The organism is SAR324 cluster bacterium, from assembly GCA_029245725.1.
GTDB lineage: Bacteria > SAR324 > SAR324 > SAR324 > NAC60-12 > JCVI-SCAAA005.
Map to the genome: position 1 here is coordinate 1 of JAQWOT010000320.1, position 11,638 is coordinate 11,638.

General features: G+C 44.6%; 13 protein-coding genes. 6 read left to right on the forward strand and 7 right to left on the reverse strand.

Features of this window, described 5'->3' with window-relative positions; all coding sequences use genetic code 11:
• The 4 genes from P8O70_16890 to P8O70_16905 form a co-directional block, all read left to right on the forward strand.
• Positions 1–366 (forward strand): hypothetical protein (locus P8O70_16890; protein MDG2198517.1); only part of this gene is annotated, 366 nt, incomplete at its 5' end.
• Positions 363–1,616, forward strand: a complete 1,254-nt coding sequence (locus P8O70_16895; protein ID MDG2198518.1) for a hypothetical protein — start codon at positions 363–365, stop codon at positions 1,614–1,616. The genes P8O70_16890 and P8O70_16895, both read left to right, overlap by 4 nt.
• Positions 1,617–1,719: 103 nt before the next feature.
• On the forward strand, positions 1,720–2,106 hold the full coding sequence (locus tag P8O70_16900) for a hypothetical protein (GenBank protein ID MDG2198519.1): 387 nt from the start codon (positions 1,720–1,722) through the stop codon (positions 2,104–2,106).
• 31 nt (positions 2,107–2,137) lie between these two features.
• Entirely contained in the window at positions 2,138–3,094 is a 957-nt protein-coding gene (locus P8O70_16905; protein MDG2198520.1) for a DUF368 domain-containing protein, read from the forward strand.
• Here P8O70_16905 and P8O70_16910 read toward each other — a convergent pair.
• From P8O70_16910 to lpdA, 3 genes are all read right to left on the reverse strand, one after another.
• Positions 3,063–3,599: a pentapeptide repeat-containing protein gene (locus P8O70_16910; GenBank protein ID MDG2198521.1), complete on the reverse strand. Its 537-nt coding sequence runs from the start codon at positions 3,597–3,599 to the stop codon at positions 3,063–3,065. The two genes, P8O70_16905 and P8O70_16910, sit on opposite strands and share 32 nt — an antisense overlap.
• A complete protein-coding gene (locus P8O70_16915) occupies positions 3,589–4,032 on the reverse strand; it encodes a hypothetical protein (protein MDG2198522.1) in 444 nt (147 codons plus the stop codon). Before P8O70_16915 ends, P8O70_16910 begins: the two co-directional genes overlap by 11 nt.
• A 254-nt stretch (positions 4,033–4,286) precedes the next feature.
• Entirely contained in the window at positions 4,287–6,053 is a 1,767-nt protein-coding gene (gene lpdA / locus P8O70_16920; protein MDG2198523.1) for a dihydrolipoyl dehydrogenase, read from the reverse strand.
• A 271-nt stretch (positions 6,054–6,324) separates the two neighbouring features.
• Between lpdA and P8O70_16925 the strand changes: the two genes are divergently transcribed.
• Together P8O70_16925 and P8O70_16930 are read left to right on the forward strand one after the other, a co-directional pair.
• Positions 6,325–7,416, forward strand: coding sequence for an MltA domain-containing protein (locus P8O70_16925; GenBank protein MDG2198524.1), 1,092 nt, complete (start codon positions 6,325–6,327; stop codon positions 7,414–7,416).
• 19 nt (positions 7,417–7,435) lie between these two features.
• Positions 7,436–7,558 (forward strand): hypothetical protein, encoded by a 123-nt coding sequence (locus tag P8O70_16930; protein MDG2198525.1) that lies wholly within the window; start codon positions 7,436–7,438, stop codon positions 7,556–7,558.
• A gap of 320 nt (positions 7,559–7,878) precedes the next feature.
• On the opposite strand, the gene P8O70_16935 is transcribed toward P8O70_16930, so the two are convergent.
• From P8O70_16935 to P8O70_16950, 4 genes are all read right to left on the reverse strand, one after another.
• The gene (locus tag P8O70_16935) at positions 7,879–9,390 is read right to left on the reverse strand and encodes an alkaline phosphatase family protein (GenBank protein MDG2198526.1); all 1,512 of its coding nucleotides are present in this window, start codon (positions 9,388–9,390) and stop codon (positions 7,879–7,881) included.
• Entirely contained in the window at positions 9,380–10,894 is a 1,515-nt protein-coding gene (locus P8O70_16940) for an ATP-binding cassette domain-containing protein (protein MDG2198527.1), read from the reverse strand. Before P8O70_16940 ends, P8O70_16935 begins: the two co-directional genes overlap by 11 nt.
• On the reverse strand, positions 10,885–11,058 hold the full coding sequence (locus P8O70_16945) for a hypothetical protein (GenBank protein ID MDG2198528.1): 174 nt from the start codon (positions 11,056–11,058) through the stop codon (positions 10,885–10,887). The genes P8O70_16940 and P8O70_16945 overlap by 10 nt, the downstream gene beginning before the upstream one ends.
• Before the next feature lie 70 nt (positions 11,059–11,128).
• Positions 11,129–11,515 (reverse strand): ABC transporter permease subunit, encoded by a 387-nt coding sequence (locus P8O70_16950; GenBank protein ID MDG2198529.1) that lies wholly within the window; start codon positions 11,513–11,515, stop codon positions 11,129–11,131.
• Positions 11,516–11,638 lie beyond the last annotated feature (123 nt).

The following is an 11,638-nucleotide window of genomic DNA, read 5'->3' on the forward strand; positions in this document are numbered from 1 at the left end:
ATGGGTGGAGGAGATGAAAATTTCACTAGTGGGTTGCCTCTCCCCGAAAAAAACTTTGTTGTCGGCATCACTGATCGAACGGGGATGCAGACTGAATCCTCTCGCTTAACTTGGGAGGGTAAAGTCCATTTTAGAGGAAAATACGGTGAGGCAATAGTAAACGTTCCTTTCGCAAAAATAAGCCAAGTGGATTTTAGACCAGCAAATACAGGAACCTCCACCTACACGGTCGCAACAGTGACGCTGAACTCTGGGCAACAATTGGACCTGTCTCTAGAGAATCAGTCAAACGTGTACGCAGAAACCCCTTTTGGTGAACTGGAAATCAGTGTAGCCGATCTCCGTCAGTTGGATTTCTCCGAATGAATCTTGTCCGAATCATCCTCGTTATCAGTTTAGTTCTTGGCTCTGTGAGCCATGCCCTTTCACAATCAAACTTTTTTCAGGAAGACTTATTCAATTTGGAATCCGATGTGATGAGTGGTTTCAGTGACGACGGACGAATGAAGGTGTTGATGTTGACCTTAGCTCCTTACGGAATGACTGAAACGGCTGCTGGTGAAGTAAGTAAGGCTCTGCAGTTGAGCATCTTCAACACAAATCACTTCACAGTAGTTGGCCCTTCAGAATGGAACGCTCAAATTCGAGAAAGAGATCCAAGTCTTGCAGACTGTAATGATGTAGCCTGCGGAGTTTTGGTTGGAAAGCTGTTCCGGGCTGACAAGGTTCTCGTAGGATCCATCAGAAACACCTCTGTTTTAGGAGTTGATGGAGAGGCTCAAGGTTTTCAGATAGATGTCCGGCTAGTTGATGTGTTGACTAATGTTACAGATTACACTGATCAGATATTATTTACTGACGCCCAGATGCATGAAGAGTTCTTCATGCTTGCCCAGCGACTCTCTAAAAATACAGAGTTGCAGGGATATGTAACGAGTCTTACGAATAGCAGTGTTGTCGTGGATTTAGGGGTGGAGCACGGGTTAGAGATGGGAACTCAATTGGTGATTTTTCGCCGAGAAGCAGATCTTCTAATTTCTGCCGATTCAGAGGTGCCCAAAGAAACCAATATAGCAATTGCACGTATTCATCGGATAAGTCAGGGACGAGCTAATGCGATAATTGTCCAGCAAATAGAGCAAATACGCGAGGGTGATTTCGTAAAGACTTATCTAGAAGTCAGTAAGCAGATCAAGTTGATTTCAGATACAAGGCGTGAGTTAGATACACAGAAGAGATTAGAGCCTCCACAAGAAGAATTCCCACTTCAGCCTGAATTAGTAATCACAGACAGAGATTTATGGCTTCAACGCTTGCAAATTGCTGCGGCAGAGGAAGAACGATGGATGATTGCTACGGTTGGGACTGGAGCAGGAACATTACTGCTTCTTAGTGGCCGTTTGGAATTGGCACAACAATCAGAAGGGGTTGGTCAATTGCTACCTTGGATTGTGGGTGCTGCCTTTGGTTACAGTGGATATCAGTACATACAAGCTCGAAATATTTTGAGCGAAATTAAAGCTGAGGGAGAAATCAAAGGTTTCGTTAGCAATTGGTGGTTTGAGTGGAATTTAGAAAAGAGTCAGCCAAATCTTGTATTCAACTATAATTTCTGAATATCTTGATTACTGAAAAAAATTTAAAATTATTGTCATAGTCTTTGCAGTTCTTTGTTTTCATCGCCAGTTGAACTCAGACCAAACCAACTCGAAATCTTCCATGCCAGACTTATCTGCTGCAGAATACCCCACATTTTTTCAGAATCTCTCACAAAGGGTCCAGGCTAGGGAGGTTTCATCCCTTCATGTCCTTGGCGAAGATTTCTTCAGCTTAGTCGATACGTTCAGTCAGCAACTCTTTGAGGAATTTCAGGAAGATCTGCTACTGTTAGAGATGGAACCAGAATCGTTCCTCTGGGATCTTCAAGTACTGACCAATCAATTTCTTCGCAAATCGATTGATTCCCCCCTTCAACTACGCCCCTTCTGCCAGCAACTGCGACAACAAATGCAGAATCCTACCTTTGCTGATGAAATATACTCGATGCTGAAGAAAAACTATCAGGATCATTTCTATCAGGTACCTCAGTCGCAACTCCTCGTTTGACCTAATGCCAGATCCCAAAACTGAATCTGAAGTGGAGTTAACCTGGGCACAGGCATGGAACAATACGCCTGGTCCAAAATCAACGAGAGAGGCTCTCACCCTCTTTGGGAAGGGACTCGCGATGGGGACTGCAGACATCATCCCTGGAGTCTCAGGTGGCACGGTCGCTTTCATTACCGGCATTTACCATCATCTCCTCTCAGCTATTTCCTCCATTAATTTGAGTTCTATCTGGCTTGGATTGGGGGGTAAATTCAAAGAGGCCCTCGTAGAAATTCATCTGAAATTTTTAATTGTCCTCTTCGGTGGAATTGTTGTCGCTATCCTGTCAACTGCTCGCTTAATGCACTTTCTGCTGGCTAATTATCCTGTAGAAATCTGGTCATTATTTTTTGGATTGATTGTAGCCTCAATTTGGTACGTTGGCCGAGCAATACCCACCTTGAATATAGCAGCTTTATTGACTACCACTGTGGGTGTACTTTTCGCTTACCAAGTTGTTGGGCTCATACCAATTCAAACCCCGAACTCGCCTCAGTTTTTATTTTTTTGTGGGTTAATTGCAATTTGTGCGATGATTCTTCCTGGGTTGAGTGGCTCATTCCTATTGTTAATTCTTGGCAAATATCAGTTTATCACGGGTGCTCTACGCTCCCCATTTGAGGACGGGCATTTAGAAGCGTTATTGGTTTTTACAGCTGGATGTCTTATTGGAATCCTGGGTTTCAGCAGGATATTGAAATTCTGCTTACAGCGCTTTGAGCAAATAACGATGTGCTTATTGACTGGTCTAATGATTGGAGCAATGAGGAAGGTTTGGCCTTGGAAAGTCGTATTCGAGAGCGAACTGATCAACGGAAAAGAATACGTGGTTCGTGAAGTAAATATCTTACCTGTATTAGATGCTAGTCTCTTTGTGCCCTTGGTAATGTTTTTCCTTGGAATGAGCGCTGTGATTATTTTGGAACAGACAGCGCGTCAGCGATAACAATTCTTCCAACAGATCCCCGCAGGCATCGTTCGCCATTCACCCAAGTGGCCTCCTGAAAATTCACTCCTGCTAATTCAAGAGGACGCTGAGTAAACTGATCAATATCAGACCCCTCGAGGTTGCTTCCCCAGAAGTTAGCTTGAAGCAGCTGCGCTCCCTCCCAAGTGGTTCTTCTGAAGTCAGCGAATTTTGCCCAAGCCTTTTTTAAATAGGAGTGTCTGAGAGAAGCACCAACAAGATAAGCCCCCCAGAGGTTGGCTCGGTGCAAGTTTGAAAAATCCAAATTGGCATTTTGAAAGTTAGCACCTTGGAGATCCGCTTTTTCAAGATTAGCCTTATTGAGATTTACCTCAGTAAAATCTGCACCACGCAAATCTAGTTTCCTTAAATCATATCCACTTAGGTCCATTCCTTTAAAATTTGCTTGTAGACCCAAGGTGCCTTTGGAATTCAACCATTCTTGATGGGTTTGTAATACGACCTGAATTTCCTCAAGAGACATCGACAGCTTCTTTACGTTTTTGTAGTGACTTTTGTTGTTGTTCCTGAGCCTGCTGCCTTAAACATGCTTTTGTATGATCGATATTATTTTCAAAGCAATTCTTACGAATACTGTTCAGCCAGAGTGATTGCTCTCGTTTAGGTACCATTGCTAGGGTCACAAGAGCTTCAAGGCGATGGCCTTCTCCGATAGCGAGTTCTTCTGCGATCAATGGGTGTTCCTGCTGAATAAATTTATCCAGTGCGGCTCCCATAAATTCTTCTTTGGTCATGGTGGAGGAACTTGTGCTGCTGCTCGTGTACCAGGAACTCAACCCCATCCCTTTTTTCATGCCGGGAGGAGCCTCCATGTGAACTCCTACACCAAATCCAAAACGAGTGTTCCGATTGCCACAACCAATCAGCAGGAAGCAGCACAGAAGAATCAAAGACAAATAAATTCCTCGAGGATTCATCTTTGGGATTTTGCTTTAGATGTTGATAATCATTTGCACTGGTTCAGGAAATCAATTAGTGGCTTTTGTGCAAAAGCAAACCGATCTCAAGTCAACCAATTTGAAATCGCCGGAGAAGGTAGCTTGAACATAGACCAAGCTCCCAAAAATCAGAAGATAGAGCAAAAGCCTCATGAAGAAGCGTAGACAGGTGCGATTGTTCGTAGTTTCAACCTCAGCCGTCTTCATAGCAATTAAGCTGCTTTTGATGGAGTTTTTGATTTCTTCTTGGGCATGAACAGATCAGTGATGGTTCCTTCAAAAGCTTCTGCAGCCATGGCAACTGTTTCTGAGAGCGTTGGATGTGGGTGAATGGTTGATCCGACATCAGAAGCGTCACAGCCCATCTCAATTGCCAAAGCACCTTCCGCAATCAAATCTCCAGCATTGGGCCCCACGATAGCGACTCCAATGATTTGATCGGTATGCTCATCAAAAATCACTTTCGTTATCCCTTCATCCCGACCGAGAGCGAGTGATCTTCCACTAGCAGCCCAGGGGAAAATTCCTTTGCCATAAGCTATCCCTTCAGCTTTAGCTTGTTCTTCAGTTAATCCAACCCAAGCCACTTCAGGATCAGTATAAGCTACAGAAGGAATCACTCGCGCATCAAAATGAGATTTCATACCGGCACAAACTTCTGCAGCCACTTTACCTTCGTGGGTTGCTTTGTGCGCGAGCATTGGTTGGCCAACAATATCGCCAATTGCAAAAATGTGAGGAACATTAGTTTTCATCTGAGAATCTGTAGAAATGAATCCACGTTCATCAATAGCCACTCCAGCTTTGTCGGCACTGATTTTAAGGCCGTTCGGGACCCGACCAACAGAACTGAGAATTAAATTATAAAGCTGTGGCTCGGCAGGTGCTGATTTGCCTTCAAAAGTTACTAATAATCCTTCCTCAGATGCGTCAACTTTGGTGACTCTGGTTTCCAACCAAATATTCTCATAGCGTTTGCTGATCCACTTTTCGAAGGGTCGAACAATGTCCCGGTCTGCTCCCATCATGAGTCCCTTCATCATCTCTACAACCGTTATTTCTGAACCCAACGCATGATAGACTGTGGCCATTTCCAAACCAATGATGCCACCTCCGATCACGAGCATCTTTTTCGGTCGGCTTCGCAATTCAAGGGCTCCAGTTGAATCAACAATTCTTGGATCATCGGGTAAGAATGGTAAGGAGACTGGCACTGATCCAGCTGCGATGATGGCTTTATCAAATTTGATCGTCTTGGAACCACCATCCTCGCTTGCAACACGAATATGAAATGGATCTAGAAACTCTCCATATCCTTCAACGACTCTGACCTTCCGCTGCTTGGACATTCCATTCAAACCACCAACGAGTTTCCCAACAATGCTATCCTTCCAGGAGCGTAGGGAGTCTATATCAATCTCCGGTGTTCCAAACTTGATCCCATGACTTGACATTGATTGGGCTTCCTCAATCACCTTTGCAGCATGAAGCAGCGCCTTTGAGGGAATACAGCCAACGTTTAGGCAAACTCCTCCAATTTTTCCTTTCTCAATCAAGATGGTTTCTAGCCCTAAGTCTGCTGCTCGGAAAGCTGCGGTGTAACCTCCGGGACCAGACCCCAAAACAACGACTTGTGCTTCAAGATTTGCTTTTACTGAATGAGTTGCCGCTTGAGGAGATTCTTGCACAACGGAAGTGGTTTCCGGTAGTTCCTCAGCAGTGTTCTTGCATTCCGTTGCAGATGCTGCTTCCATTTTCAGGATTGCACTTCCCTCAGACACCTGATCGCCTACTTTTACCAGCAGTTCTGCAACTACTCCTGCTTGAGGGGCGGGGACATCCACCGTGGCTTTGTCTGATTCAAGTGTGATCATACTGGTCTCGGCTTCAACAGAATCCCCAGGTTTCAGGTGGATCTCAATAATTTCCACATCCTGAAAATCGCCTATATCTGGGACACAGACTTCAATCACACTCATGGTCAAGCTCCGAATGGGTGGAACATATTAGAAATTAGCAAGTTCTGGTTTCCAAAATCTCTGCTATCGGGTATGACATAGCCTTTATGGAGAAGCAAGTGACACATCTCCAGCAATTTCGAACCCCAGACAGTAAACCAACATGCGAAGAATGATAAGATCTCTCCCGCCTTTGGGTTGGGTTCTGATAATTACAATATTATTGATTGGTTGTTCTACGAACACCACCACCGAGAACCCTAGAACTGTTTCAATTGCGGAGATTGATGCATTGAAACTTGAATTGAGCCCTGATCTTGAGGCTTTAGAGCGAGCACTGGGGTATTCCATCGAATATTATGAGCGGTTACCTGCAGATCAACGATTTCAATATGGAGGTGTTGAGTATTCCCCTGAGGAAATGATTGCTTCTCACCAGTACTTTTTGAGGATTCTTGATTTGCCTGAGGTGGAAAGACTTGAAAAACTTCAGCAAGATTTTTTGTGGTTCGAAAGTTTAAATGAGAAGAAACAGGCCTTCTTTACTGGTTATTATGAACCTCTCTTGAAAGGTAGTTTGAATGAGTCAGAAAAATTTCCTGTCCCTTTATATGGAGTGCCCAGCGATCTGGTTACTGTCAATTTGAGCAACTTCGATGAGAAGTACAGTAATGGAATTTTACGTGGAAAAATCGTAGATCAGAAATTTGTCAGATATGATGATCGTGATGAGATCTCCTATCAGGATTCCCTACAAGGTCGAGTTACCCCTTTGGCTTGGGTAAACAATGACATTGAGCTATTTTTCTTGCAAATTCAGGGTTCTGGCGTGATTGAGTTGCCGAATGGAGATCTTTATCGAGTTAACTACGCTGATCAAAATGGGCATCCTTACCGGGCTATTGGTAAAATATTGCTTGGCGAAATCCCCAAAGAAAAAATGTCTCTGAAAGCCTTGAAAGAATACCTTTATGATCACCCAGAGCGAGTGCAGGAAATTCTAAACTACAACCCCAGCTATACTTTTTTCCGGCATATTCCTGGAGATGGTCCTTTGGGAAATATTGAAGTACCGCTGACACGTGAACACTCCATCGCAATGGATCATCGGCTTGTGCCGAAGGGAGGATTGGTCTTTTACGAAACAAATCTGCCCTCGGAGATTTCACCATCAAAGGAAATACTACAAAGATTTGCAGTTGTTCAGGATACAGGGGGAGCGATCAGAGGTCACGGGAGGGCAGATATTTTCTGGGGGAGAGGAACTCCTGCTGAAAAGATAGCAGGACCAATGAAAGAAAATGGCAGGATTTTCCTGCTGGTAGCACGTAAGGAAGTGTTGAACGCAGAGAGTGAGATATCAACTACAGTGGCAAAGAGATGATCGGATGAAAGGGGGAGTTATGGCAACTCAATCAGAAATTGATGAGGGCATGTTAAACAATGGAGTTGAAAACTTGCTTGGAAAAATCAGACCCAATCTTGACGTCTCAATGCAAGTCTTGGAAGCAGTTCACAACGAGTAGAGTGTTCAATTGAGGAATACCATGCAAGAAAATCAGAACCAATCTATGTCATCACTGTCCACGACTTGTCAACCACAGATGATTTGGACGAAAGTTATTCGACAATCCTGAGAAAATTTCAGAGTGTTTCTCGAATTTCAGTGTCATACTTATCTCATGATGGAGTTGTTTTAGAGGCTACCAATGTTCTGCATGCTATTTCCAGATGACTTTATTCGAGAAGTCCACAAAATTCTTCCATATGAGGAGAGGCAAATCATCCAAGTTTTGCAGGAGTTGGAAAATCGATTGGGCAGCGCACAAAAGAGCTAGCGAACATCTCACTGATCGTCGGTGAGTTGCCAGAGAGTCAGATTGCGGTCAGAGTGCCGCATTCGATGTTGGAGCAAAGTTGAGAGGTATTGGTTGCAGACAGAAAGGTAAGCAGGATCCGCAGCAAGATTGGTAGTTTCATGGGGATCATTTTTCAAATCGAACAGTAGTGGAGGATGCTTGGCAAAATGAACATATTTGAAATCATCATCTCTCCAGAGACAAAGCTGTTGATTTTCGAACCTCCTATCCTCGTCACGCTGTAAATGCCTTTGGGGCAGTGAACGCCAATCAAATTCACAAAAGACCCCTGTTTTCCAGTCCTCAGGTGTTTCAGCCTGCAAATTAGGTAGTAAACTTCTACCATCCATCGCCAATGGAATCTCTTGGTCTAACCAAGCCAAAATCGTTGGTGTGATGTCAACATGTTCACTGAAGGCCGAAACAGTGATGCCATGACTGGTTGGGATTTTGGGATTCCGCAGGATCAGTGGAATATGCCATGACGAGTCGAAACAGCCTCCTTTCCCCCACAAATGATGGTCGCCTAACTGCTCTCCGTGATCACTTGTAAAAATGATCAAAGTATCGTCCCACTGTCCTGATTCCTTTAATAAATCAAAGATCTTCCCAAGATTTCTATCAACCTCTGTGATCAACCCTGAATAAACTGCTTTGGCACGGAGGATATCTTCATCACAAAGCCGAAGCATATTTGCTTGGCTCTGAAAGTAATCCACTGTATCAATTTTTTGCTGCCAAAGTTCTAACAAAGGATGCATTGCCGCATCACCCTGAAGTGAGTTGCCTCTCTCTGGAAGAGGTAGATCTCTCCAATCATAAAGGCGATTATAGGGTGCTGGTGCGATCAAGGGAGGATGTGGTCTCAACAGGGAGAGATGAATGAACCAATCCTCATTTCGATGATTGCGGATCGTATGGCAGGCATGATGGGTGAGGTAAGCAGTATCGGAATGCTCTGCAGTATAAAATGCAGGTTCGTCACAGAAACGGCCTTCCGTAATTTTATCTGGAGAATGATGAAAGACTGATTCTGATGGATTTGGTCTTTTGTAGCCCTTATCCTCAAGCCAATCTAGCCAGTCCTCCAAATAGCCAAGGTTGAAATCAACAACCAATTTGAATCCGGGTAAAATACTTTCAAATGTGTCTAAACTCGGGTCCTTGGAATGCATTCGTCTGGGATCCACTGAGGTATCACTGTAACCGTAAAGTAAAGGCTCAATTCCAGCCTTGCGCACTTCCAAAGCGAGGTTGGTATGCCTGCGATCAAGTGGAGTCCCATTGGTCACCGATCGGTGATTACAAGCATAGAGTCCAGTGTGTAGTGATGCCCTTGAAGGGCCACAAGGAATTGCGTTCGTGAAGTGTTTGAGAAAGAGAGAACTCTCTGCTGCGAGACGGTCTAGATTTGGAGTTGGTTTGAGGGGATGCCCCGTGCAGCCGAGATGGTCGAACCGGAACTGATCAGCTGTGATGAGCAGGACCTTACGAGGCATTGATTCCTCCCAAGTTATCAAGAGTGAGAATGGCAGAAATGAGATTCTGCGTGTAGTCTTCTTTCGGTTCGAGAAAAATTTGCTCTACAGGGCCTTGCTCCACAATTTTGCCATGCTGCATGACGATCACTTGTTCGCAAAGGTTGGCGATTACACTGAGATCATGAGAGATGAAAAGAATTGTCAGGCCCAGTTCCTTCTGCAGTTCCTTCATTAGCTCAAGAATTTCAGCTTGAATTGACACATCCAGCCCTGCAACGGCTTCATCTGCGACGATGAAAGAGGGACGACAAATCAGCGCTCTGGCAATAGAGATCCGTTGTCTCTGACCTCCTGAGAAAGCGTGAGGGAAACGTCTGAGATGTTCCTGGTCCAGTCGGCAACGTGTTGCAATTTCACGAACCCGCAAATCAGTTTCATTACGATTTTGCGTCAGTTGCATTGCCTCTAAAGGTTCCGCGATGATGTCTCTGACGGTCAAGCGTGGATTTAAAGAACCATACGGGTCTTGAAAAACCATCTGAGCATGTTGACGAAAAGCTTTTAGTGATGAGCCACTCAGGCCATTCAGATCAAATTTTTCATCCTTGAACTGATAATTGATACTTCCTGTTTGAAAAGGAATGGCCTTCAGTAGAGCTCTTCCCAAACTGGTTTTCCCAGATCCACTCTCTCCTACAAGACCAACAATCTTTCCAGTTGGAATCTCAAAATTAGCTGCTGAAACAGCTGTAAAGCTGCTCCGTTTTAGCAATCCAGCACTGCTTTCGTAAACAATATCCAGATCTTTTACCCTCACGAGAGAATTCCAAGAATCCTGCTCACTCGATTTCGTTGCTCCTGCACGTTTCAACTGAAGTTTTTTGAGACTAGGTACTGCTGCCAGCAAGTGCTTTGTGTATTCGTGAGATGGGGTCAGGAGTGTTTTTTTTACAGGTCCTTCCTCAACAATTTGACCAGATTGCATGACACAAAGATAATCCGCCACTTTTCCAATGACACCAAGATCATGTGTGATGAAAAGCATCGACATTCCGAACCGCTGCCTGAGTTCAAGCAATAGATCGAGTACTTGAGCTTGGATAGTTACATCTAGAGCTGTAGTGGGTTCATCAGCAATTAAAAGTCTGGGTTTGGTGGAGAGTGCTGTAGCAATCATTACTCTCTGGCACATTCCTCCTGACAATTCATGAACGTACTGGCGCAATCGCTGCTCTGGTTTGGTTAACCCCACTTGCCCAAGCCAATGAATAGCTTCTTGCTCCGCCCCGTGTTTGCTGAATCCAAGATGAAGTTGAATCGTTTCCACCATCTGCTTGCCAAGCGAAATTGCTGTAGCAAAACTGGCCATTGGCTCTTGGAAGATCATGGAGATGAGACCACCCCTGAGCTGTCTCAGGGCTTTGGGGGATCGTAACTGCAAAACTGGAACACTCTGTCCGCTATTGTAGAGGTTGATCTGTGAGGGCGATCGATAGATTGCGTTGTTACTATTTAACTGCATGAGGCTCTTGGCAGTAACTGATTTGCAGAACCACTTTCTCCCACCAGGCCAAGTACCTGACCGGCTTCAATATGAAAGCTGACGTTCTTAACTGCTGTAAACCAACCCTCTTCTGTCTTGAAGTCAACCTGCAAATTTTTCACATCAACAAGACGTTCGCTCATCGACCTGCCTCTGAGTAAGGATCAGCCGCATCACGAAGTCCATCCCCAACCAAGACAAAGGCAAGAATCATCAGCACAAAAAAACGACAGGAATGTAGTACCAGAGGAGGCTCTGCTGTACTTCGACATCTTGTGCCTGTGAGAGCAATACCCCAATAGAATTGATAGGCTCCGACAACCCCAGGCCCAGAAAACTCAGGGAGGTCTCAGCTAGAATGATATACGGGATGTTGATGATAGTGTCGACGATGATATAGCTAAGGAAGCTAGGTATCAGATGTCTCCTGATGATTCGACTGGAACTGGAACCAGAGAGTTTTGCTACAAGAATATATTCCTGGTTGCACTCTGCTAGCAGATGAGTTTGTAGTCTTCGCTCTAAGGTAGGGAAATCAAATGCTTCAATGATGAAGGCAATAGCAAAATAGTGAGTTTCAGAACCCCACTCATCTGGCATCGCTACAGCCAAGGCCAAATAAATAGGGATGGGAGGAATGACTCAAACAGCTTCGGTAAAGGTTTGGAGTACAGCATCAATGTGACCACCAAAATACCCAGAGATTCCCCCAACTAGTAATGA